The sequence below is a fragment of the Pseudomonas sp. s4 genome (assembly GCF_046764235.1).
Lineage (GTDB): Bacteria > Pseudomonadota > Gammaproteobacteria > Pseudomonadales > Pseudomonadaceae > Aquipseudomonas > Aquipseudomonas asiatica.
In genome coordinates this window covers 5785252-5806419 of sequence record NZ_CP177209.1, presented here as the reverse complement: position 1 = coordinate 5806419, position 21168 = coordinate 5785252, and the positions used below count along the sequence as shown (strand labels likewise).

Genomic DNA, 21168 nt, shown 5'->3' with positions numbered 1-21168 from the left:
CTGTGCCGGCCTCTTCGCGGGTAAGCCCGCTCCCACAGGATCTCTGCTGGCTTGCAGGCTCGCGATGTACTTGTGGGCGCGGGTTTACCCGCGAAGAGGCCGGCACAGGTTTACTCAAGTGTGGGATGACCTCAGCAGGTGCGCCTCGATATCCTTGCGCCGCTCGCCCAGCGACAGGCGCAACCCCGGGTGGCGCAGGCACTGGCGCAGTTGCTCGGGCTCCACGTGGCCATGGCGGGCGTTGAGGTTTTCCAGGGCCTTGTCCCACCAGGCCGGCGCGCAGGCGCGGTCGAACTCATTGGGGTAGGGGTAGCAGCCATAAAGCAGCTCGCGGGCGAACTGGCGCTCGTGGCTGGGCAGGGTCATGCTCAGTGCCTTGTAACCCAGGCGTTGCAGAGCCGGGGGGCGAGGCAACTGGTCATTGACCAGGGACACATCAGCCAGCGCCGCCTGGCTCAGCGGCTCGTGGCCGTGCTTGCGCAGCCAGGCCTGGATCTTGGCGCGGAACTGCGCCTTGCGGCTCCAGTAGTGGTGGATGACATCTGTGCATTCGGCCAATTCCAGCGTGCGGTAGGCCGCCACCGCCAGGCAGAACTCCTCGAGGGTATAGGCCTCGCGAGCCAGGGGGTGGAACTCGTCCATCATGGCGATGGAGCGGTCCAGGGTGCCGGCGTCTTCGACGGTGAGGCCGATCACCCCCGAATTGACCAGTGGCATCTGGCAATCAGCCAGGCCTCTGGACTCGAGGATGGCCAGCAGGTTCTTGTACAGCAGGCACTTCTGGTTGCTGCCGTAGCGCGCACCGATGGCATTGCACAGCAGGCGGCCAGGGGCTACCCGAGCGAACAGCTCCAGCGGCGACTTGCGGAAGAAGGTGTCGGTGTCGATCAGCACTGCCAGCGGGTGTTGCTGCAGCACCTGGCGCAACAGCACATGCTTGCTGCGAAAGTGATAACCGTGAGGCGCGTTCCATGCCTGGCGTGTGGCTTCGTCCAACAGGTGCACGGTGACCGGCAGACCGGCATAGGGCTGCGGGTTGTCGGTGTAAACCTGAATGTCCATGGCTTCGCCCGTGCCCAGATGGGCGAGGGCGCTGATGATGCTGAAGCAGGCTTCCTGATGGTAGGTTGCCGGGCCAAAAGCCAGGTAGACGAGCTGGGGACGCAATGGCTGAGGGGGCTGCATGGCAGGCAAGACCTGTTTAACCGGAAAATGAATAAGGCTTTAGTCTATGACCAAAGCCTTAATCAAATCTTAAACAGATTTTGCAAAAAATTTCAGCGCGGCAGCTGCAGATTGTTCCAGATCGCCAGGCTCGGCTCGGCCTGGTTCAAGGTGTAAAAGTGCAGGCCCGGTGCGCCACCTTGCAACAGCTGTTCGCACATGCCGGTGATCACTTCCTCGCCGAATGCCTGGATGCTGGCGGTGTCGTCGGCATAGGCTTCCAGCTGCTTGCGGATCCAGCGCGGGATCTCGGCGCCACAGGCGTCGGAGAAACGCGCCAGCTTGCTGTAGTTGGTGATCGGCATGATGCCGGGTACCACCGGGATGTCCACGCCCAGCTTCTGTGCGCGCTCGACGAAGTAGAAGTAGCTGTCGGCGTTGAAGAAGTACTGGGTGATGGCGCTGTCGGCACCGGCCTTGACCTTGTGCACGAAGTTGGCCAGGTCAGCCTCGAAGTTGCGGGCCTGGGGGTGCATCTCGGGGTAGGCGGCCACTTCCAGGTGGAAGTGGTCGGCAGTTTCCTGGCGGATGAATTCGACCAGGTCGCTGGCGTAGCGCAGTTCGCCACTGGCCATACCCATGCCCGATGGCAGGTCGCCACGCAGGGCGACGATGCGCTTGATGCCTGCAGCCTTGTATTCGGCCAGCAGGGCACGCAGTTCGGCCTTGGTGTCGCCTACGCACGACAGGTGCGGCGCGGCAGGTATCTTCACTTCGCTTTCCAGCTGCAGCACGGTGTTCAGCGTGCGGTCGCGGGTCGAGCCACCGGCACCGTAGGTGCAGGAGAAGAAGTCCGGGTTGTAAGCGGCCAACTGGCGGGCGACGCCCATCAGCTTTTCGTGACCGGCATCGGTCTTGGTCGGGAAGAACTCGAAACTGTAACGGCGTTCCTGGGACATCTGGCGTTCCTCTAGCAGCAAGCTTCAAGCGGCAGGCTGCAAGTAAAAGCCAGATCGGTTATGGCCGGCCTGGCTTGGGCATCGTTCAAGATCCTTGATGCTTGAGCTGCAAGCGGCAATGGCACGGTCTGCCTTTGATTGCCGCTTGACGCTTCAAGCTGGCCGCTTAGTAGCGGTAGGCGTGTGGCTTGAACGGGCCTTCGACGGTGACACCGATGTAGTCGGCCTGCTGCTTGGTCAGTTGGGTGACCACGCCACCGAAGCCGCGGACCATTTCCAGTGCCACTTCTTCGTCGAGCTTCTTCGGCAGTACTTCGACGGTCAGGCGTTCGGCTTTCTTCTCGGCCGGCAGGTCGGCGAACTTCTGCTCGAACAGGAAGATCTGCGCCAGTACCTGGTTGGCGAACGAACCGTCCATGATGCGGCTTGGGTGGCCAGTGGCGTTACCCAGGTTGACCAGGCGACCTTCGGCCAACAGGATCAGATAGTCGTCGTTCTGCGGGTCGAAGCTGCCAGCGCCGGTGCGGTGGATCTTGTGCACCTGCGGCTTGACCTCTTCCCAGGCCCAGTTCTTGCGCATGAAGGCGGTGTCGATCTCGTTGTCGAAGTGGCCGATGTTGCACACCACGGCACGCTTCTTCAGCGCCTTGAGCATGTTGGCGTCGCAGACGTTGACGTTACCGGTAGTGGTCACGATCAGGTCGATCTTGCCCAGCAGGGCCTTGTCGATGCTGGCTTCGGTGCCATTGTTGATACCGTCGATGAACGGCGAAACCACTTCGAAACCGTCCATGCAGGCCTGCATGGCGCAGATCGGGTCAACTTCGGTGACCTTGACGATCATGCCTTCCTGGCGCAGGGACTGGGCCGAGCCCTTGCCCACGTCACCGTAGCCGATCACCAGGGCCTGCTTGCCCGACAGCAGGTGGTCGGTACCACGCTTGATGGCGTCGTTCAGGCTGTGACGGCAGCCGTACTTGTTGTCGTTCTTGCTCTTGGTAACCGAGTCGTTGACGTTGATCGCCGGGACTTTCAGCTCGCCCTTGGCCAGCATGTCCAGCAGGCGGTGCACGCCGGTGGTGGTCTCTTCGGTCACACCGTGCACGCGCTCCAGCACTTGCGGGTATTTCTTGTGCAGCAGCTCGGTCAGGTCGCCACCGTCGTCGAGGACCATATTGGCGTCCCATGGCTGGCCATCCTTGAGGATGGTTTGCTCCAGGCACCACTCGTACTCCTGTTCGGTTTCACCTTTCCAGGCGAAAACCGGGATACCGGCGGCGGCGATGGACGCGGCGGCCTGGTCCTGGGTGGAGAAGATGTTGCAGGACGACCAGCGCACTTCGGCACCCAGCGCAACCAGGGTTTCGATCAGCACGGCGGTCTGGATGGTCATGTGGATGCAGCCCAGGATCTTCGCACCCTTGAGCGGTTGCTCGGCCAGGTACTTGCGACGCAGGCCCATCAGTGCAGGCATTTCCGACTCGGCGATGATGGTTTCGCGACGCCCCCAGGCGGCCAGGGAGATGTCGGCGACTTTGTAATCGGTAAAACCAGCAGGCATGTTTGCAGCGCTCATGAGAGCCTCCATTCGTAGTGTGCGAATGGGCGCCGTTGTGCGTTAAGCGCTCGCGAGAGCGAGCAACGCCCCATCCGAGCCTGACAGGCCTAGCCTGCTGCAGCGCCCCTCGGACGGGTGGCGGGCATGGCGCCGCTGTGGGCGGCCATGTGAAGCGGCGGAGATTATAGCCGCGCCCGTCGGCTTGCCCAAGGTTTTCTGTCGATTAATCGCGACGATAGTCGATGTTCAATGGAGCGGCAGCGGCCGCTCTGCCATCATTGCTGCACGTTAGCCAAGCAGGTCAGGAGTACAGATGAACTTTCATACCCGCAAGTGGGTTAAACCCGAAGACCTCAACCCAAATGGCACTTTGTTCGGTGGCAGCCTGTTGCGCTGGATCGACGAAGAGGCTGCGATCTACGCCATCGTCCAGTTGGGCAACCAGCGTGTGGTGACCAAATACATATCGGAAATCAACTTCGTCAGTGCCTCGCGTCAGGGCGACATCATCGAGCTGGGCATCACTGCCACCGAGTTCGGCCGTACCTCGATCACCCTCAAGTGCGAAGTGCGCAACAAGATCACCCGCAAGGCCATCCTCACGGTCGACAAGATGGTCTTCGTCAACCTTGGCGAGGATGGGTTGCCGGCGGCGCATGGGCGGACCGAGATCAAGTACATCCAGGACCAGTTCCCGGATTCGGCAGTGGAATGAACATTCTGGGGCCGCAAAGCGGCCCCTGCATTCTCAAGGCTGAGCGCTCACTTTGCGCACCACCCGCCCGATGCTCAACCCCTGCACCAGGATCGACGACAGCACCACGATGTAGGTGATCGACAGCAGCAGGTCACGTTCCTCGCCCAGTGGCAGCGACAGTGCCAGGGCAACCGATACCCCACCGCGCAGGCCACCCCAGGTCAGCACCCGAACCGTGCCCTTTGGCACCGGGCGCCAGCGCCGCAGCAGCACGATCGCCGGGGCCACGGTCAGCAACCGCGACAGTAGCACCGCCAGCGCCAGCACGCCGCCGGCTACCATGTGCATCCAGTTGAAAGGCAGCAGCAACAGCTCCAGGCCGATCAACGCGAACAGCAAGGCGTTGAGCATGTCGTCGATCAGCTCCCAGAAGCCGTCCATGTAGCGACGGGTCATGTCGTTCATCGCCAGGTTGCGCCCCAGGTTGCCGATTATCAGCCCGGCCACCACCATGGCGATCGGCGCCGAAACGTGCAGTTCGTAGCACATTGCCGAGCCGCCGATGACCAGCGCCAGGGTCAGCATCACTTCCACCTGGTATTGCTCGACGCTCTTGATCATGCGGTAGGTGGCATAGCCGATCAGGCCGCCGAACAGCACCCCGCCGATGGCCTCGCGGGCGAACAGGATCGCCGTATCGGTCATGCTCGGCGTTTCGCCCAAACGGATGATGCCCAGCAACACGGTGAACACCACTACCGCTGTGCCGTCATTGAACAGCGACTCGCCGACGATCGTGGTTTTCAGTGGTTTGGAGGCGTTGGCGGTACGTAGCGCGCCAAGCACGGCGATCGGGTCGGTGGGCGAGATCAGTGCACCGAACAGCAGGCAGTAGATCAGCGGCACTTGCCAGCCGAACAGGGCGAACACCCAGTGCGACAGGTAGCCGATGACGACGGTGGCAATCAGTACGCCGACGGTGGCCAGCAGGCCGATGGGCCAGCGGTAGCTGCGCAGGTCGGAAAGGTTCACGTGCAAGGCGCCGGCGAACAGCAGGAACGCCAGCATCCAGTGCATCAGCAGGTCATTGAAGTCGATCTGGTTCATCAGCCCTTCGACGCGCGCTTCCAGGCCAGGGAAGCCGATCAGGCTCAGGCCCTGCAGCATCAGGGAAAACAGCAGCGCCGTGACCATCACGCCGATGGCAGGGGGCAGGCCGATGAAACGGTAATTTACATAGGTGAGGAGGGTGGTGAGGCAGATAAACGCGGCAACTAGTTCAAGCATCCCGAATCCTGTAACAGTGGCTTCCAAGTCGTAACCCGAATGGCTCGGGCAGTTCTTTGATGACCTGGCGCAGGGTTCGGGACACACTATTTGACTGTGCAGGTAGACCGCGTTTCTGTTGTGAGGTTTCCATCGGGTTTCATCATGCTTCGGTTCTTGCTGTCGAGCACTCATGGCTTTCTGGCTCGACGGGCTGGTGCTGCAAGCCGGAGCCCGGTAGGGCGACCTCGGCGATTCGTGTCGAGAAGTACCTGTCGAAAGGCTCCCAGTCGGGATATTCCTCGGGCGAGACAGCCATTGCCATCAAACGACCTACAAGGCCGCAGATCCAGTCTGCGCATTGCAGGGTCTGGAAGAGGTGGCTTTCGCCCTGCAGCGGCGGCTCTATCAGGCTCCGACATTTTTCTGCGGGATCCTCGAACATTGCCAGGGTGCAGGCTTCTACATTTTGCTCACGCCACTCGTTGCCAGCACGCTGCTCATCCAGCAGGAGCATGAAGGTTGAGCGGGACTGCGTGCAGTAACGATCGATCGTTCGCACCGCATGCAGCAGTTGGCGTCTGAATGTCTTGGTCGCGTCGTGCTGCCTGGCCGGGCCGGTCTTATGTTCACCCGCATAAATGACATACCCACCAATCTTTCTGATGTGGTTGAGCAGGCGAAACGTTGCCTGTCTCAACGATCGATATTGTGTGACGTTACGTGTCGTGAATAACTTTGAGCCCTTCTTTTCCCATTGATAGGGAGGGAGGCTTCTGGGGTTTTCATGGTTTATATCCCAGGCAAGTAACTGGCATTTCAGCTGATAGAAGAAGATGGCGAACTCCCGTACTTCTTCTGCAGGTAGTAGCACCCCACCCAGCCCGAACACTGGACTGGTCTTGAACTGGGTATGAGTGCGCGAGATGTATTGCCCGACATGGCCGAATTCGTCGAGGTAGGCCACATAATGCGTCATGATTTCTGGGTGTCCTTGGCCCAGAAACACGAAAGCCCGCATGCTTGCGCATCGCGGGCCTCGGAAGGTAGGCACGGGTAACCCCATGCGTTACGGCGATCCTAATCCTGCAAAGCCTGAAGCGTCAATCGCGTTTCGTAAGCGAGTGTGTTTCCGTTTGGGTGGCCGCCTTGAGGTATCACGCGTTTCCATGCGGCACAGCGAGCGATGAGTGTATTGCGTTTTGGGGTAAGCCCCGGCTTGCAAGGCGTATTGAAACTTCCACAGAGTTTGTAGTCTTTTTCCTTAGTCGTACCTTTTACCCAATGTATAGTGCTGCAAACGAATCTGACTCGAAGGCAAGGACGATTTCGCGTGCTGGCAACTTCCCTAGTGTTGGTCGCTGCCCTGCTGCATGCGACCTGGAATACCCTGATCAAATTCAGCGGCGAGCGCCTGCTGGTGATCGCCAGCATGGATACGGTGGCGTTGGCCTTCGCGGTGCTGGCGGTGCCCTTCGCCGCGGTACCGCCGACTAATATCTGGCCCTGGCTTCTGGCTTCGGCGCTGGCCGAGCAGTTGTACCGCTTCCTGTTGATCCAGGCCTACCGCGTGGGCGACCTGGGGCTGGTCTATCCTCTGATGCGCGGGCTGTCGCCGTTGGTGGTGCTGGGGCTGACCCTGGCCTTTGCCGGCGAATCGCTGAGCCAGCAGCAGATCATCGGCATCCTGCTGATCCCCTGTGGCATGGCTTGCCTGTTGTGGCAGGGCGGTGGCGGTGACCGGCTGCCTTGGTCGATGCTGCCGGTGGTTGTCCTGATTGGCCTGTGTATTGGTTGCTACACCTGGTTCGACGGCCAGGCCGTGCGCTTGTGGGGCAAGCCTTGGGATTATCTGGTATGGCTGACCTTGCTCAGTGCCTGGCCCTTCCCGTTGCTGGCCAGCGTGGCCCGACGTGCGCCATTCATCTTGTTCTGGCGCCTTCAGTGGCGCCTGGGGCTGGCGGTGGGGCTGTGTGTACTGCTCAGTTACGCGCTGGTGCTGTGGGCCATGCACCTCGGGTCGGTGGCCGAAGCGGCGGCGTTGCGCGAGTTGAGTGTGATTCTGGTGGTGCTGCTGGGCATGCGCTACCTGAAAGAACCTTTTGGCGGGCCGAGACTCCTAGCTTGCGGGCTGGTGTTGGCCGGCATGCTGGTAATGAAGCTTTGACCCGAAGACTGAACAAGGAGTCCTGTCCATGACTGTTGCCCTGTGGTGCATCCTGATCGCGCTGCTCTTGCCGCCACTGTGCGCGTTGATCGCCAAGGCCGGTAGTGGCCGCTTCCGACTGCGCGACAACCACGACCCGCGTGCGTTCCTGGATACCCTGTCCGGGCTGCCGCGGCGCGCGCATGCTGCCCAGCAGAACAGTTACGAGGCCTTCCCGGCATTTGCCGCGGCGGTGCTGGTGGCGGATATCGTCGGCAATGCCGAGCAGGTGACCCAGGATGTGCTGGGGGTGATGTACATCACCAGCCGGCTGCTTTACATCATCTGTTACCTGGCCGACTGGGCCATGCTGCGATCGCTGGTGTGGTTTGCCGGGATGGCGATGATCGTGGCTTTCTTCGTGGTTTCAATCTGATACCGCGTCGCCTTCTTCGCGGGCAAGCCCGCGAAGAATCCACCGTCGATCAAGGTACTTTCGGCACCTCGGGCAGCGGCTTGCCCTTGGGCCACAGCATCCAGATCTGCCCCTGCTGCTTCATGTTCCCGGCCAGTTCTCCAGCTTCCGGCCCAGTGCCCCAGAACAGGTCCGCGCGCACCTCGCCAGTAATTGCCCCGCCGGTATCCTGGGCCCCCACCGGGCGTACCACCGGCGTACCGTCCGGGCGAGTGGTGGACAACCACAGCAAGCTGCCCAGCGGAATCACCTTGCGGTCGATGGCCACGCTGTAGCCAGCGGTCAGCGGTACGTTCAGCGAACCGCGTGGCCCTTCGTTGCTGTCCGGGCGGGTGCTGAAGAACACGTAGCTGGGGTTGCTGGCGAGCAGTTCCGGCACCCGTTGTGGGTTGGCCTGGGCCCAGGCATGAATGGCGCCCATGCTCACTTCTTCCTTCTTCAACTGGCCCTGTTCCACCAGCCAGCGCCCGATCGGCCGGTAGGGGTGGCCGTTCTGGTCGGCGTAACCCAGGCGCAGCTGGCGCCCGTCTTCCAGTTGTACCCGGCCGGAACCCTGAATCTGCAGAAACTGCAGGTCCATCGGGTCGGTCAGCCAGGCCAGCACCGGTGCCTTGACGCCGTCACGGTTGATCACCTCGGCGGTGTCGTATGGCTTGAGCACCCGGCCATCAAGGCGACCGCGCAGACGCTTGCCCTTGAGTTCGGGGTACACGCTGGCCAGGTCGACCACGATCATGTCGTCGGGGATGCCATAGACCGCCACGTGGTTGGTTGCCGACTGGCTCAGGCTGCCAGGGTAGACCGGTTCGTAGTAACCGGTGATCAGGCCGTTGGCGTTATTCTCGGCCGAGCGCAGGCCGTATACCTGCAGGTTCTGTTGCAGGAAGGCACGCACCTGCAAGGCATTGTCGGGCACGCTGGCGGCTGCTTCGCAGGTGCTGGCCCAGACGGTGTCGCGCTTTAGCTTTTCACAGCCGTTGCGCCAGGCCTGGAAGCCCGCCACCAGGTCGCTGTCGCTGACGGTGGGCAGGTCCTGCCAAGTGGCATTGGCGTAGGTGGCGATGGCATGGGGCTCGGGTTTGGTGCTTTCGCCACCGTTGCAGCCGGCCAGCAGGGCCAGCGCCGGAAGTGTCCAGGCCAGATGGCGCAGGGCAGATTTCATGAGTACGTTCCTGTCATGGGTGAACACGGATATTCGCCCCTGTTTTTTATGTGGCTATTGGTCTTTGGCCGCTGGGCGGCGATACTGGCCGCCCATTTGCGTAGGCCGAAGTGACCGTGATGTTGAAGCGATTGACCATTGTTCTGCTGGCAGCACTGGCTCTGGGTGGTTGTGACCGGGTTGACCCGAACTCCCCGCTGGGCAAGCGCAAGGTGATCTTCAAGGACATGCTCAAGACCAGCGAAGACCTGGGCGGCATGTTGCGTGGGCGGTTGCCGTTCGACGGGGTGAAGTTTGCCGACGGTGCGCTGAAGCTGGACAACCTTTCGCACCAGCCCTGGCAGCACTTCCCACAGGCTCGTGATGGTGGCGACAGTAGTGCGCGTGCCGAGGTATGGGAGCGGCAGACGCGCTTTCATGACCTGGCCCGCCAGCTGGAAGGCGTCACTGGCGAACTGGTCGATGTCACCCGCGGTCAGCCGCTGGACGCTGCGCAGTTGAAGGCACCGATGGACAAGGTCGAAGCGGCTTGCAAGGCCTGTCATACGGAATTCCGCAATCATTGATGGACTGCATTGCCCTGTGTAGGAGCGGCCTTGTGTCGCGATAGGGCTGCGCAGCGGCCCCAGGATTTCAGCTGATGCACAAATGGCCGGGGCCGCTTTGCGGCCCATCGCGACACAAGGCCGCTCCTACAATGATCGCGTTTGCCCGGTCGGAGCCTCAGCGATCCAGATCCTCCACCGCTTCCTGCAGTTCCTTGCGCGACTCGGCCAGCTTGTCCTTGCGCTTGTTGATCTTCTCCGAATCGCCTTTCTTCTCGGCTTTCTTCAAGTCCTTTTCCCGCTGCGCCACTTCGTGACGGGCGTCGAGCACCTTCTGCTCACGTTCCTTGCGCAGGCCGGCGTCGGTGCAGTTATCGACCCCTCGCAGTGCCTCTTCAAGCCCTGCGGCCTGTTCGTTGTTGCCGTGGTCACGGGCAATCTTCAACTGGTTCTCGATGGCGCTACGCTTGGCGGCGCAACCGGTCAGGCCGGCATCCGGCTGGGCGGCTTGTGCGGCACCAGCGGCCAGGCCCAGTGTCGCGATCAGGAAAAGGGTCGAAATACGTTTCATGAAAAGCCTCCTTGAGGGGGCGGGGCAGCAAAAGTTGGGGGAAATCCTGCCTTGGTTTTGCCCATTTAGAAACCCTTGTTGGGGTTTTCCGGCTTAATCTCGGGATTTTCCTACAGGTAAATTGGTAAATAATCATTGCTCGATGCTTTGCCTGTCGATCCGGAATCCATCGATCCCTGCCGTGGCCAGTTGCGTTGCAATGGCTTGAACCTCGGTGGTTGCAAAAAATCCAGCAAGCTGTTGCCCGCGCTTTTCGCCGATACCGGGCATGGCTTGCCATTCAAGATTCGTGCGGGCAGCCAGCTCCAGCCAGTCGCCTGTTACCTGCATGCCGGTGGGTGTAGGCGCGCCGAGTCCGCGCAGCCATTGCGCAAAGGGCCGTGAGCGGGCTTGGTCGAAACTGCCCAGCAACTGCGAAGCCGTTGTGTCACTGATACCCGCTACCTGGGCCAGGCGCTCGGCATCCAGATGCAGCCAGTCGGTCATCGAGGTCACCAGCCCGGCAGCCACCAGTCGGCGCCAGGTACCAGGGCCGGTGCGCGGCAGGGCCAGCCCCTGCTTGCCGCTGAGCCAGGTGAGACGAGCAATGAACTGCTCTTCGCAGCCTTCGCTGATCTGCCAGCAGCTGTGGGCATGATGCTGGCCGGGCGCTGGTGCGATCACCGGTTGGCGCTCGGCGGCGCGGTGCACCACTTGCTCCAGGCGTGGGATGGTCAGCCCGGCAAGGCTGACGGCCACCTGGTCACCGGGGCGGATGTCGAGCTTGAGCCAACGTGCCAGCGATCCCAGGCTCACCTGGGTGATTCGCCGGTCATCCAGGGTAACCGGCAGTACATGCAAGACTGGCGTAACCCTGCCGGTACGGCCGACGCGGAAGCGTACTTCGCGCACTTCGGCCAAGGCCTGCGTGTACGGGTGCTTCCACGCCGCGATCCAGTAGGGCGCCTTGGCCTGCCAGCGCTCGGACGGAGGCCGGACGCCTTGGCGCAACACCACGCCATCGGTGGCGAAAGGCAGGGGTGAGCGGTACCAGTACTCACGCCAGTGCGCTGCATCGTCCGCTGTTTCTATGGCGACGCTGTAATCCTGGCTGTGCGCAAAACCCAGATCCGCCAGCTGCGCGAGGCGCTCGGCCTGCTGGTCTGGGCCCTGCGGCCAGTCCCATACGAACAGGCCGATGCGCTCACCTTGCTCACGACCCAGCTGCTTGCGAGCCAGCAGCCCGGCTACTGTCCCTCGGGCGTTGGCGCTGCCTGCCCGGGCTTGCACATGCGCGTCCAGGCGCAGGTACAGTTCGCCCTGCAGTTGCAGGTCAATGGCCTGGGGCAGCTGCCGGTTGAGTTCGACGAGCAGGGGGATGTGGCGGCTCCAGTCGTGCCCCTGCACGCCGTCCCCCCGGCTGATCAACTGCACCAGCCGGCCCTTTCGGTAGATGAGGGAGACTGCTACGCCATCGACCTTTGGTTGCACCCAGACATCTGCCTTGCCGGCCAGCCAGCGTTCTACAGCCTGACGGTCGGCCAGCTTGTCGACGCCGGTGTGCGGCACCGGATGCGGAATTGGCCCGCCAGCGCTGGCCAGCGGGGACGGGGTAGTCGTGATGCCAAAGCATTGCTGCAGGTGCGCCAGGTGCTGGCGGCTCTGGTCGTACAGTTCATCGGCCACCAGTGCGATGCCCTTACGATGATAATGGTCGTCCCAGCGGGCAAGCGTGGCGCGCAGTCGGCTCACTTCAGCCTCGACTTGTTGCGGGTTCCAGGTGGGGCATGTGGCGGCACGGGCCAGGGGAGCATTCAACGTCAACAGTAGGGCGAAAAGCAGCATGAGCGGCATGGCCAGCATCCTTGCATGGCGGGTGTGAGCCCTCAGCCTAGGCAGGTAGCGTGCGGGTCGCCATGCAGCGTTTGTCAGCCCATATGTCACAAAAAAGCCCCTGCCGATTGCTCGGCAGGGGCTTTCGCCTGGCGTTGTAGGAAACTTACAGGCCGGCAGCGTCACGCAGCGACTGGGCGCGGTCGGTACGCTCCCAGGTGAAGGTGGTGAAGGTGTCGTCGCCGACCGTCTTCTGCTGCGGGGTACGGCCGAAGTGGCCGTAGGCAGCGGTTTCCTGGTACATCGGGTGCAGCAGGTCGAGCATGGTGGTGATGGCGTAAGGACGCAGGTCGAAGCACTCGCGCACCAGCTGGATGATCTTGTCGTCGGAGACCTTGCCGGTACCGAAGGTGTTGATCGAGATGGAGGTCGGCTGGGCCACGCCGATGGCGTACGACACCTGGATCTCGCAACGCTCGGCCAGGCCGGCGGCGACGATGTTCTTGGCCACGTAGCGGCCGGCGTAGGCGGCGGAACGGTCGACCTTGGATGGGTCCTTGCCGGAGAACGCGCCACCCCCATGGCGGGCCATGCCGCCGTAGGAGTCGACGATGATCTTGCGCCCGGTCAGGCCGCAGTCACCCACCGGGCCACCGATGATGAAGTTGCCGGTCGGGTTGATGTGGTACTGGGTGCCCTTGTGCAGCAGTTCGGCAGGCAGGGTGTGCTTGACGATCAGCTCCATCACGGCTTCCTGCAGGTCTTTCTGCGAAACCTCAGGGTTGTGCTGGGTCGACAGCACCACGGCGTCGATGCCGACCACCTTGCCATTTTCGTAACGGCAGGTGACCTGCGACTTGGCGTCCGGACGCAGCCATGGCAGCAGTTTCGATTTGCGCGCCTCGGCCTGGCGCTCGACCAGACGGTGCGAGAAGCAGATCGGTGCCGGCATCAGCACATCGGTTTCGTTGCTGGCGTAGCCGAACATCAGGCCCTGGTCACCGGCGCCCTGGTCTTCCGGGCGGGAACGGTCGACGCCCTGGGCGATGTCCACCGACTGTTTGCCGATGATGTTCATCACGGCGCAGGTGGCGCCGTCGAAACCGACGTCGGAGCTGTTGTAGCCGATGTCGATGATGACCTTGCGCACCAGCTCTTCCAGGTCGACCCAGGCGGAGGTGGTGACTTCGCCGGCGATGATGGCGACGCCGGTCTTGACCAGGGTTTCGCAGGCTACGCGGGCGTATTTGTCCTGGGCGATGATGGCATCAAGGACGGCGTCCGAAATCTGGTCGGCGATCTTGTCCGGATGCCCTTCGGACACGGACTCGGAGGTGAAAAGGGAGTATTCGCTCATCTCGAAGGTTCCTGAAATTTACCGATGGTGTATGTCGCCAGCCGTCCGCTGGAAATGGCGGACCTGGATCTGGAAACCGTTACGCAAGCCCACGTACAGGCTGTCCCCGGGGGCCAGCCCGGCGTCGTTGGCCCAACGGGCCAGGTCGTCCTGTTCGAAGCCAAGCCACAGGTCGCCGCAGGCTTCGCGCGCCCACCCCTGGTCATGGCTGCACAGTTCGGTTACCAGCAGGCTGCCGCCTGCCTTCACCCGTTTGGCCAGCTGGCGCAAGGCCAGGGCCGGGTCGCTGAAATGGTGCAGCACCATGTTCAGCACAACGCAGTCGGCGGCCACATCCGTTGCACCCAGTGCATCGGCCAACTGCAGGTTCACGTTGTCGAGCCCTTCGCGCTGGCACACCTGGCGCGCCAGTTCGAGCATGGTCGGGCTGTTGTCCAGGGCGGTGACCTGGGCGAAGCGCCGGGCCAGGTCGGGCAGGAAGCCACCGTCACCGGGGCCGACCTCCAGGGCGCTGGCGGCCGGGTCGAAATTCAGTTTGTCGAGCAGCGCCAGCAGGCTTTCGCGGTACTGCGGCAGGCCGGCGATCAGGTCTTGCTGGGCGCGGAACTTCTCTTCCACGCGCAGGAAGAAGTCCTGGCTGGTGGCTGCGCGGCGTTGCTGCACCTGGGCAATGCGCGCCTGCACGTCAGGCGGAAGAGTCAGGTCGTCCACCTCTTCGAGCAGCGCCGCGTGCAGCCGACCGCCCAGGCGCAAGCTGTCGGGCAGGGCGCGGCGGTAGAAGATGGCATTGCCCTCGCGGCGGGTCGCCACCAGCTCGGCCTGGGCCAGCACTTTAAGGTGATGGCTCATGCCCGACTGGCCCACGTCGAAGATCTGCGCCAGCTCCAGCACGCCGAACGAGTCGTTGGCCAGGGCGCGCAATACGTTCAGGCGCAGCTCGTCGCCACTGGCTTTGCACAGGGCAGCCAATGCTTCGCGTTGCTCGGGGATCGATTGCGCACGGAGGTTCATGGTGCGGCAGTCTAGACAGGCATCGTTGCCCTAGCAAGGGCAATATCAAAAAGTTTTGATATTGAGTGATGAGTGGGGTGGTTCTCCCGGTTTTACCCCGAATTGAATGCCAATCGCAGGAAAATCCCCCGACTGCGACCATACGTCATTGCCCCAAGCCCCCCCAGTGGGCGAAAATGGCCGCCTTTTTTCGTGACACCACCTATTCAAGCCCCCAGGAGATCAGCGATGCCCAGCCGTCGTGAACGTGCCAACGCCATTCGTGCCCTCAGCATGGATGCCGTGCAAAAGGCCAACAGCGGCCACCCAGGTGCCCCCATGGGCATGGCGGATATCGCCGAAGTGCTTTGGCGCGACTATCTGAAGCACAACCCGAGCAACCCGAGTTTCGCCGACCGTGACCGCTTCGTACTGTCCAACGGCCACGGTTCGATGCTGATCTACTCGCTGCTGCACCTGACCGGCTACGACGTCACCATCGATGACATCAAAGGCTTCCGCCAGCTGCACAGCCGCACCCCGGGCCACCCGGAATACGGCTACACCCCAGGCGTCGAGACCACCACCGGCCCGCTCGGCCAGGGTATCGCCAACGCCGTGGGCTTCGCCCTGGCCGAAAAAGTGCTCGCTGCCCAGTTCAACCGTGATGGCCATAACATCGTCGACCACCACACCTACGTGTTCCTCGGCGACGGCTGCATGATGGAGGGCATCTCCCATGAAGTCGCCTCGCTGGCCGGCACCCTGGGCCTGAACAAGCTGATCGCCTTCTACGACGACAACGGCATTTCCATCGACGGCGAAGTGCACGGCTGGTTCACCGACAACACCCCGGCGCGCTTCGAAGCGTACAACTGGCAGGTGATCCGCAACGTCGACGGCCATGACGCCGACGAGATCAAGACCGCCATCGAGACCGCTCGCAAGAGCGATCGCCCGACCCTGATCTGCTGCAAGACCATCATTGGTTTCGGCTCGCCGAACAAGCAGGGCAAGGAAGACTGCCACGGCGCACCGCTGGGCAACGACGAAATCGCCCTGGCTCGCAAGGAACTGAACTGGAACCACGGCCCGTTCGAAATCCCGGCCGACATCTATGCCGAGTGGGACGCCAAGGCTGCCGGTGCCAAGGTTGAAGCCGACTGGAACCAGCGCTTCGACGCCTACGCCAAGGCCTACCCGGAGCTGGCTGCCGAGTTCAAGCGCCGTGACAGCGGCGAGCTGCCGGCCGACTTCAGCGAGAAGGCCCAGGCCTACATCAACGAAGTGGCCGCCAAGGGCGAAACCATCGCCAGCCGCAAGGCCAGCCAGAACGCCCTGAACGCCTTCGGCCCGCTGCTGCCAGAGTTCCTCGGCGGTTCGGCCGACCTGGCCGGTTCCAACCTGACCCTGTGGAAGGGCTGCAAGGGTGTCGAAGCCAACGACGCCAGCGGCAACTACGTGTTCTACGGCGTGCGCGAGTTCGGCATGACCGCCATCATGAACGGCGTTGCCCTGCACGGTGGCCTGGTGCCTTACGGCGCGACCTTCCTGATGTTCATGGAATACGCCCGTAACGCCGTGCGCATGTCGGCACTGATGAAGCAGCGCGTGATCCACGTCTACACCCACGACTCCATTGGCCTGGGCGAAGACGGCCCGACTCACCAGCCGATCGAGCAGCTGACCAGCCTGCGCAGCACGCCGAACCTGGACACCTGGCGCCCAGCCGACGCGGTGGAATCTGCCGTGTCCTGGAAAAGCGCCCTGGAGCGCAAGGACGGCCCTTCGGCGCTGATCTTCTCGCGCCAGAACCTGCAGCACCAGGACCGCGATGCCCAGCAGATCGCCGACATCAGCCGCGGTGGCTACGTGCTCAAGGACTGCGCCGGCGAGCCTGAGCTGATCCTGATCGCCACCGGTTCCGAAGTGGGCCTGGCTGTTCAGGCGCACGCCAAGCTGACCGAGCAAGGCCGCAAGGTGCGCGTGGTTTCCATGCCGTGCACCAGCGTGTTCGATGCCCAGGACGCTGCCTACAAGCAGTCCGTGCTGCCGCTGGAAGTGGGTGCGCGTATCGCCATCGAGGCCGCTCACGCCGACTTCTGGTACAAGTACGTCGGCCTGGAAGGTCGTATCATCGGCATGACCACCTACGGTGAGTCGGCGCCGGCTTCGGCACTGTTCGAAGAGTTCGGCTTCACCCTGGAGAACATCCTCGGTACTGCCGAAGAGCTGCTGGAAGACTGATACAAGGAAGGCGAGGGCCTTTGGCCCTCGTTCGCGGCACAAGGCCGCTCCTACAGGGTATTGCGCACGCCGTCCCCTGTAGGAGCGGCCTTGTGCCGCGAATGGGCTGCGCAGCGGCCCCGTTCAACTGCCGGAGTTCAAGAGCTACCTATGCCCCACCTGCGTCCCTACAAAGTTGCACTCAACGGTTATGGCCGTATCGGCCGCTGTGTCCTGCGCGCGCTGTTCGAGCGGGGGGCAAAGGCCGGTTTCGAGATCGTCGCGCTGAACGACCTGGCCGACCAGGCCAGCCTTGAATACCTGACACGCTTCGACTCCACCCACGGGCGCTTCCCCGGTGAGGTGAAGGTCGATGGGGACTGTCTGCATATCAATGGCGACTGCGTGAAGGTGATGCGCAGTGCCACCCCCGAGGGCATCGACTGGGCCGCCCTGGACATCGACCTGGTACTGGAGTGCTCCGGCGCCTACCACACCCGCGCCGATGGCCAGCGCTTCCTCGACGCCGGCGCGCCTCGGGTGCTGTTCTCGCAGCCGATGGCCAGCGAGGCCGATGTCGATGCCACGGTGGTCTACGGCGTCAACCAGGCCTGCCTGACCGGCAGCGAGCGCCTGGTGTCCAACGCCTCTTGCACCACCAACTGCGGCGTGCCGCTGCTGCGTGTGCTGGACCAGGCATTCGGTATCGAGTACGTGCAGATCACCACCATCCACTCGGCGATGAACGACCAGCCGGTGATCGACGCCTACCACCACGAAGACCTGCGCCGCACGCGCTCGGCCTTCCAGTCGGTGATCCCGGTGTCCACTGGTCTGGCGCGAGGCATCGAACGCCTGCTTCCGGAACTTGCCGGGCGAATCCAGGCCAAAGCGGTACGCGTACCGACCGTCAACGTCTCGTGCCTGGATATCACCCTGCAGACCGCCCGCGATACCAGCGCGGCCGAAGTCAACCGGGTGCTGCGCGAGGCGGCGCTGGAAGGCCCGCTGAAAGGCTTGCTGGCCTACACCGAGTTGCCCCACGCCAGCTGTGATTTCAACCATGACCCGCATTCGGCGATCGTCGATGCCAGCCAGACCCGTGTTTCCGGCCCTCGCCTGGTGAACCTGCTGGCCTGGTTCGACAACGAATGGGGGTTCGCCAACCGTATGCTCGACGTTGCCGAACACTATCTGCACGTCGTCCACCCAACCCGCAACAAACAGCCCTGAAGGACTGCATTCATGACCGTGTTGAAGATGACCGACCTCGACCTGCAAGGTAAGCGCGTACTGATCCGCGAAGACCTCAACGTGCCTGTGAAGGACGGTGTGGTAGCCAGCGACGCGCGTATCCTGGCAGCGCTGCCGACCATCAAGCTGGCCCTGGAGAAGGGTGCGGCGGTAATGGTCTGCTCGCACCTGGGCCGCCCGACCGAGGGTGAATTCTCCGCCGAGAACAGCCTCAAGCCGGTCGCCGACTACCTGAGCAAGGCCTTGGGCCGCGACGTGCCGCTGGTTGCCGACTACCTGTACGGTGTCGAGGTCAAGGCTGGTGACCTGGTGCTGTTCGAGAACGTGCGCTTCAACAAGGGCGAGAAGAAGAACGCCGACGAGCTGGCGCAGAAATACGCCGCCCTGTGCGACGTGTTCGTCATGGACGCTTTCGGTACTGCCCACCGTGCCGAAGGTTCGACCCATGGTGTTGCCAAGTTTGCCAAGGTCGCTGCTGCTGGCCCTCTGCTGGCAGCCGAGCTGGATGCCCTGGGCAAAGCCTTGAAGGCCCCGGCCAAGCCGATGGCGGCCATCGTTGCCGGTTCCAAGGTCTCCACCAAGCTGGATGTGCTGAACAGCCTGAGCTCGGTGTGCGACCAGCTGATCGTCGGTGGCGGCATCGCCAACACCTTCCTGGCCGCAGCCGGCCACCCGGTAGGCAAGTCGCTGTACGAGCCTGACCTGGTCGATACCGCCAAGGCCATCGCTGCCAAGGTCAGCGTTCCTCTGCCGGTCGATGTCGTGGTTGCCAAGGAATTCGCCGAGAGCGCCGAAGCCACCGTCAAGGCCATTGCCGACGTTGCCGCTGACGACATGATCCTGGACATCGGCCCGCAAACCGCAGCCCACTTCGCCGAGCTGCTGAAGTCGTCGAAGACCATCCTGTGGAACGGCCCGGTCGGCGTGTTCGAATTCGACCAGTTCGGCAACGGCACCAAGGTGCTGGCCAAGGCCATCGCCGACAGCGCTGCGTTCTCCATCGCCGGTGGCGGTGACACCCTGGCTGCCATCGACAAATATGGCGTTGGCGCCGATATCTCCTACATTTCTACCGGTGGTGGCGCCTTCCTCGAGTTCGTCGAGGGCAAGGTACTGCCGGCCGTGGCGATCCTGGAAGAGCGGGCCAAGGCCTGATGACGTCGGCGCTTGGCAAAGGGAGCGGCCTGATGGTCAAGCAATTGCCTGTGATGATGCTGGCTGGCCTGCTGAGCGCATGCGCCGGCAGCCCGTCCTCGGATACCGACCCGGCGCAGCCGCCCAAGGGCGGTTGCTACCAGTCCGAGTGGCAGGCCGAGACCGTGCCGGTAATCAGCAAGCGCGTGGGCCCGGAAGGCCTGGAAAAGTACGACGAAGACCACCAGCGCAAGGCGCCTGGTTGCCCTTGAACCCGGCATTTCGTCGGGTCGGGCAACCAAGCGGCCGCTGCATGGTCATCTAGAGGATATGTAATGAAAGCGCTTTTGGCCGTGACGGCCCTGGCGACACTGGCAGGATGCTCGCTGCTGAAGCCGGCGCAACCCGCTCCGGCAGACGACTGGACCCGCTGGGTCTGCGACACTCAGGCTGAAGTGCTGTGGCGCTTCGCCGATGTGCAGCGCGATCAGGTCGATGTGCGCCTTGGTGGCGGCGACCAGGTCTACCGGCTCAAGGCCGAGCCGGGTGCCTCGGGTGCGCTGTACAGCGATGGCATGCTGGCCTTCCATACCAAGGGCGAAGAAGGCCTGGTGTACTGGGTGGCAACCAACGATCTGATTGGGCGGGGCTGCAAGGCACCGTGACTGGCCGGGCCGCGAGGGTGGCCCACACTACTTGAACAGCAACCGCCCCTGCGGCAGGCTTGCACGAAACAAACGACGCTTGTCGGGAGAGAGATACACAATGGCACTCATTAGCATGCGCCAGATGCTGGACCACGCCGCCGAGTTCGGTTACGGCGTACCAGCTTTCAACGTCAACAACCTCGAGCAGATGCGCGCCATCATGGAAGCGGCCGACAAGACCGACTCCCCGGTGATCGTCCAGGCTTCGGCCGGTGCCCGCAAATATGCCGGTGCCCCGTTCCTGCGTCACCTGATCCTGGCGGCCATCGAAGAATTCCCGCATATCCCGGTGTGCATGCACCAGGACCACGGCACCAGCCCTGACGTCTGCCAGCGCTCGATCCAGCTGGGCTTCAGCTCGGTGATGATGGACGGCTCGCTGGGTGAAGATGGCAAGACCCCGACCGACTACGAGTACAACGTTCGCGTTACCCAGCAGACTGTTGCCATGGCGCACGCCTGCGGTGTTTCGGTAGAAGGCGAGCTGGGCTGCCTGGGTTCGCTGGAAACCGGCATGGCTGGTGAAGAAGACGGCATCGGCGCCGAAGGCGTGCTGGACCACAGCCAGATGCTGACCGACCCGGAAGAGGCTGCCGACTTCGTCAAGAAGACCCAGGTCGACGCCCTGGCCATCGCCATCGGTACCAGCCACGGTGCCTACAAGTTCACCAAGCCACCAACCGGTGACGTGCTGGCCATCGACCGCATCAAGGAAATCCACAAGCGCATCCCCAACACCCACCTGGTGATGCACGGTTCGTCCTCGGTGCCGCAAGAGTGGCTGGCGATCATCAACCAGTACGGCGGCGACATCAAGGAAACCTACGGTGTACCGGTCGAGGAAATCGTCGAAGGTATCAAGTACGGCGTGCGCAAGGTCAACATCGACACCGACCTGCGTCTGGCTTCCACTGGTGCCATGCGCCGCCTGATGGCGCAGAACCCGAGCGAGTTCGACCCGCGCAAGTTCTTCGGTGAAACCATCAAGGCCATGCGTGACGTGTGTATCGCTCGTTACGAAGCCTTCGGCACCGCTGGCAATGCCTCGAAGATCAAGCCGATCTCCCTGGAAGGCATGTACCAGCGCTACCTGAAAGGTGAGCTGGCCGCCAAGGTCAACTGATCTTCTGGTATTAATGAAAAAG

The 21168-nt window shown here is 62.7% G+C and carries 20 protein-coding genes and 1 riboswitch; of the genes, 10 read left to right on the top strand and 10 right to left on the bottom strand.

The window, feature by feature from the left end; all coding sequences use genetic code 11:
- Positions 1 to 114: 114 nt before the first annotated feature.
- The 3 genes from ACK56M_RS26955 to ahcY all read right to left on the bottom strand — a co-directional run bounded on the left by ACK56M_RS26955 (position 115) and on the right by ahcY (position 3699).
- Positions 115 to 1185, bottom strand: coding sequence for a hypothetical protein (locus ACK56M_RS26955; RefSeq protein ID WP_015272071.1), 1071 nt, complete (start codon positions 1183 to 1185; stop codon positions 115 to 117).
- Positions 1186 to 1277: 92 nt separating this feature from the next.
- Entirely contained in the window at positions 1278 to 2123 is an 846-nt protein-coding gene (metF, locus tag ACK56M_RS26950; protein ID WP_015272070.1) for a methylenetetrahydrofolate reductase [NAD(P)H], read from the bottom strand.
- A 166-nt stretch (positions 2124 to 2289) separates the two neighbouring features.
- Positions 2290 to 3699, bottom strand: coding sequence for an adenosylhomocysteinase (ahcY, locus tag ACK56M_RS26945; protein WP_015272069.1), 1410 nt, complete (start codon positions 3697 to 3699; stop codon positions 2290 to 2292).
- A gap of 20 nt (positions 3700 to 3719) precedes the next feature.
- Positions 3720 to 3816, bottom strand: a riboswitch (S-adenosyl-L-homocysteine riboswitch).
- Between the two features lie 178 nt (positions 3817 to 3994).
- On the opposite strand from ahcY, the gene ACK56M_RS26940 reads away from it, so the two are divergent.
- Positions 3995 to 4396 carry an acyl-CoA thioesterase gene (locus tag ACK56M_RS26940; protein ID WP_003257757.1) on the top strand — a complete coding sequence of 134 codons (402 nt, stop codon included), beginning with the start codon at positions 3995 to 3997 and terminating at the stop codon, positions 4394 to 4396.
- A 33-nt stretch (positions 4397 to 4429) separates the two neighbouring features.
- On the opposite strand, the gene ACK56M_RS26935 is transcribed toward ACK56M_RS26940, so the two are convergent.
- Positions 4430 to 5665: a cation:proton antiporter gene (locus tag ACK56M_RS26935; RefSeq protein ID WP_015272068.1), complete on the bottom strand. Its 1236-nt coding sequence runs from the start codon at positions 5663 to 5665 to the stop codon at positions 4430 to 4432.
- A gap of 142 nt (positions 5666 to 5807) precedes the next feature.
- Complete coding sequence (locus tag ACK56M_RS26930) at positions 5808 to 6623, bottom strand: DUF3800 domain-containing protein (protein WP_015272067.1); 816 nt, start codon at positions 6621 to 6623, stop codon at positions 5808 to 5810.
- A gap of 354 nt (positions 6624 to 6977) precedes the next feature.
- Between ACK56M_RS26930 and ACK56M_RS26925 the strand changes: the two genes are divergently transcribed.
- Both ACK56M_RS26925 and ACK56M_RS26920 read left to right on the top strand, forming a co-directional pair.
- The gene (locus ACK56M_RS26925; protein ID WP_015272066.1) at positions 6978 to 7811 is read left to right on the top strand and encodes an EamA family transporter; all 834 of its coding nucleotides are present in this window, start codon (positions 6978 to 6980) and stop codon (positions 7809 to 7811) included.
- A gap of 28 nt (positions 7812 to 7839) precedes the next feature.
- The gene (locus ACK56M_RS26920; protein ID WP_015272065.1) at positions 7840 to 8226 is read left to right on the top strand and encodes an MAPEG family protein; all 387 of its coding nucleotides are present in this window, start codon (positions 7840 to 7842) and stop codon (positions 8224 to 8226) included.
- Between the two features lie 49 nt (positions 8227 to 8275).
- Here ACK56M_RS26920 and ACK56M_RS26915 read toward each other — a convergent pair whose 3' ends face one another.
- On the bottom strand, positions 8276 to 9427 hold the full coding sequence (locus ACK56M_RS26915; protein WP_015272064.1) for a murein transglycosylase A: 1152 nt from the start codon (positions 9425 to 9427) through the stop codon (positions 8276 to 8278).
- Positions 9428 to 9546: 119 nt separating this feature from the next.
- On the opposite strand from ACK56M_RS26915, the gene ACK56M_RS26910 reads away from it, so the two are divergent.
- Complete coding sequence (locus ACK56M_RS26910) at positions 9547 to 9993, top strand: c-type cytochrome (RefSeq protein ID WP_015272063.1); 447 nt, start codon at positions 9547 to 9549, stop codon at positions 9991 to 9993.
- A gap of 157 nt (positions 9994 to 10150) precedes the next feature.
- Here ACK56M_RS26910 and ACK56M_RS26905 read toward each other — a convergent pair whose 3' ends face one another.
- From ACK56M_RS26905 to ACK56M_RS26890, 4 genes are all read right to left on the bottom strand, one after another.
- Positions 10151 to 10543, bottom strand: coding sequence for a DUF1090 domain-containing protein (locus tag ACK56M_RS26905; protein ID WP_015272062.1), 393 nt, complete (start codon positions 10541 to 10543; stop codon positions 10151 to 10153).
- 132 nt (positions 10544 to 10675) lie between these two features.
- Positions 10676 to 12376, bottom strand: coding sequence for an NAD-dependent DNA ligase LigB (gene ligB, locus ACK56M_RS26900; protein WP_015272061.1), 1701 nt, complete (start codon positions 12374 to 12376; stop codon positions 10676 to 10678).
- 145 nt (positions 12377 to 12521) lie between these two features.
- Entirely contained in the window at positions 12522 to 13712 is a 1191-nt protein-coding gene (gene metK, locus ACK56M_RS26895; RefSeq protein WP_015272060.1) for a methionine adenosyltransferase, read from the bottom strand.
- Between the two features lie 18 nt (positions 13713 to 13730).
- A complete protein-coding gene (locus ACK56M_RS26890; protein ID WP_015272059.1) occupies positions 13731 to 14723 on the bottom strand; it encodes an ArsR/SmtB family transcription factor in 993 nt (330 codons plus the stop codon).
- A 228-nt stretch (positions 14724 to 14951) separates the two neighbouring features.
- On the opposite strand from ACK56M_RS26890, the gene tkt reads away from it, so the two are divergent.
- The 6 genes from tkt (at position 14952) to fba (ending at position 21146) form a co-directional block, all read left to right on the top strand.
- Positions 14952 to 16949 (top strand): transketolase, encoded by a 1998-nt coding sequence (tkt, locus tag ACK56M_RS26885; RefSeq protein WP_015272058.1) that lies wholly within the window; start codon positions 14952 to 14954, stop codon positions 16947 to 16949.
- A 150-nt stretch (positions 16950 to 17099) separates the two neighbouring features.
- Entirely contained in the window at positions 17100 to 18161 is a 1062-nt protein-coding gene (gene epd / locus ACK56M_RS26880; RefSeq protein ID WP_015272057.1) for an erythrose-4-phosphate dehydrogenase, read from the top strand.
- A 12-nt stretch (positions 18162 to 18173) separates the two neighbouring features.
- Positions 18174 to 19337 (top strand): phosphoglycerate kinase, encoded by a 1164-nt coding sequence (locus ACK56M_RS26875; protein WP_411959152.1) that lies wholly within the window; start codon positions 18174 to 18176, stop codon positions 19335 to 19337.
- Complete coding sequence (locus ACK56M_RS26870; protein ID WP_015272056.1) at positions 19337 to 19588, top strand: hypothetical protein; 252 nt, start codon at positions 19337 to 19339, stop codon at positions 19586 to 19588. The genes ACK56M_RS26875 and ACK56M_RS26870 overlap by 1 nt, the downstream gene beginning before the upstream one ends.
- A 63-nt stretch (positions 19589 to 19651) precedes the next feature.
- Positions 19652 to 19981 (top strand): MliC family protein, encoded by a 330-nt coding sequence (locus tag ACK56M_RS26865; protein WP_015272055.1) that lies wholly within the window; start codon positions 19652 to 19654, stop codon positions 19979 to 19981.
- Positions 19982 to 20081: 100 nt separating this feature from the next.
- Entirely contained in the window at positions 20082 to 21146 is a 1065-nt protein-coding gene (gene fba, locus ACK56M_RS26860; protein WP_015272054.1) for a class II fructose-bisphosphate aldolase, read from the top strand.
- Positions 21147 to 21168: the final 22 nt, after the last annotated feature.

Excerpts from the sequence above, each read along its gene's own strand:
- ACK56M_RS26955 (WP_015272071.1), bottom strand. The coding sequence starts at position 1,185 with ATGCAGCCCCCTCAGCCATTGCGTCCCCAGCTCGTCTACCTGGCTTTT.
- metF (WP_015272070.1), bottom strand. The coding sequence starts at position 2,123 with ATGTCCCAGGAACGCCGTTACAGTTTCGAGTTCTTCCCGACCAAGACC.
- ahcY (WP_015272069.1), bottom strand. The coding sequence starts at position 3,699 with ATGAGCGCTGCAAACATGCCTGCTGGTTTTACCGATTACAAAGTCGCC.
- ACK56M_RS26940 (WP_003257757.1), top strand. The coding sequence starts at position 3,995 with ATGAACTTTCATACCCGCAAGTGGGTTAAACCCGAAGACCTCAACCCA.
- ACK56M_RS26935 (WP_015272068.1), bottom strand. The coding sequence starts at position 5,665 with ATGCTTGAACTAGTTGCCGCGTTTATCTGCCTCACCACCCTCCTCACC.
- ACK56M_RS26930 (WP_015272067.1), bottom strand. The coding sequence starts at position 6,623 with ATGACGCATTATGTGGCCTACCTCGACGAATTCGGCCATGTCGGGCAA.
- ACK56M_RS26920 (WP_015272065.1), top strand. The coding sequence starts at position 7,840 with ATGACTGTTGCCCTGTGGTGCATCCTGATCGCGCTGCTCTTGCCGCCA.
- ACK56M_RS26915 (WP_015272064.1), bottom strand. The coding sequence starts at position 9,427 with ATGAAATCTGCCCTGCGCCATCTGGCCTGGACACTTCCGGCGCTGGCC.
- ACK56M_RS26910 (WP_015272063.1), top strand. The coding sequence starts at position 9,547 with ATGTTGAAGCGATTGACCATTGTTCTGCTGGCAGCACTGGCTCTGGGT.
- ACK56M_RS26905 (WP_015272062.1), bottom strand. The coding sequence starts at position 10,543 with ATGAAACGTATTTCGACCCTTTTCCTGATCGCGACACTGGGCCTGGCC.
- ligB (WP_015272061.1), bottom strand. The coding sequence starts at position 12,376 with ATGCCGCTCATGCTGCTTTTCGCCCTACTGTTGACGTTGAATGCTCCC.
- metK (WP_015272060.1), bottom strand. The coding sequence starts at position 13,712 with ATGAGCGAATACTCCCTTTTCACCTCCGAGTCCGTGTCCGAAGGGCAT.
- ACK56M_RS26890 (WP_015272059.1), bottom strand. The coding sequence starts at position 14,723 with ATGAACCTCCGTGCGCAATCGATCCCCGAGCAACGCGAAGCATTGGCT.
- tkt (WP_015272058.1), top strand. The coding sequence starts at position 14,952 with ATGCCCAGCCGTCGTGAACGTGCCAACGCCATTCGTGCCCTCAGCATG.
- epd (WP_015272057.1), top strand. The coding sequence starts at position 17,100 with ATGCCCCACCTGCGTCCCTACAAAGTTGCACTCAACGGTTATGGCCGT.
- ACK56M_RS26875 (WP_411959152.1), top strand. The coding sequence starts at position 18,174 with ATGACCGTGTTGAAGATGACCGACCTCGACCTGCAAGGTAAGCGCGTA.
- ACK56M_RS26870 (WP_015272056.1), top strand. The coding sequence starts at position 19,337 with ATGACGTCGGCGCTTGGCAAAGGGAGCGGCCTGATGGTCAAGCAATTG.
- ACK56M_RS26865 (WP_015272055.1), top strand. The coding sequence starts at position 19,652 with ATGAAAGCGCTTTTGGCCGTGACGGCCCTGGCGACACTGGCAGGATGC.
- fba (WP_015272054.1), top strand. The coding sequence starts at position 20,082 with ATGGCACTCATTAGCATGCGCCAGATGCTGGACCACGCCGCCGAGTTC.